This window comes from Bradyrhizobium sp. Kon56 (assembly GCF_055807635.1).
In genome coordinates this window covers 1-710 of record NZ_JBVVOU010000109.1, presented here as the reverse complement: position 1 = coordinate 710, position 710 = coordinate 1, and the positions used below count along the sequence as shown (strand labels likewise).

The 710-nt window shown below is 42.7% G+C and carries 1 protein-coding gene; it reads left to right on the top strand.

What is annotated here, in order from left to right; translation table 11 throughout:
* Positions 1-161 precede the first annotated feature (161 nt).
* The coding region (locus tag AC0L3B_RS38160) for a glycosyltransferase family 4 protein (protein WP_473382696.1) at positions 162-710 on the top strand (549 nt) is incomplete at its 3' end.

The window sequence follows — 710 nt, the reverse complement described above, 5'->3', positions numbered from 1 at the left end:
CGCCTTGCGTTACCATTGTTGGGTTGTCGAATTTTTTTAAGCGTAACTACCAAGCTAAGTCTTACCTTGTATTGTGGGATTTTTTTCCGTTCTATCTTAAAGATTTGGGTGCTATCAGGAACAAGTTTTTCTTCGGGTTTTTTCAACGCCTAGAAACTAAGATGTATCGTACCTTTGACCGTATTGGTTGTATGACTAAGGGGAATATTAAGTTTCTACTGGAGAACTATCCAGGTGTTGATCGGTCTCGCGTAGAAATACTTCCGCTTTGGGCTAAGGTAAAAATCGTAGAGCCGGTGGATAAAGCCGCTGTCAGAGCGAAGTACAACCTGCCAATGGACAAAGTTATTGCTGTGTATGGCGGTGCAATGTCCATAGTTCAAGAGCTTGAAAATATCTTGGAGTTGGCAAGGTTGAGTTTTGAAGCAAAAGATAACGTCTGCTTTCTATTTATAGGTAAAGGTACTGAGCGTGAGCGTTTGGAGAGTAGTGCCTTAAATCAGGGTCTAACGAATGTGACATTCTTAGACTACGTACCTCGTGACGAATATCAAAACGTCGTCCAGGCTAGTGATATCGGATTGATTTCTCTGTCGAGTAAACTAAGCGTGCCAAGCTTTCCCACTAAGTCCGTCGACTACTTTAAAGTATCTTTGCCGATCTTGGCGTCACTTGACGCGGTAACCGATTTTGGGAGCATTCTGCAAAAC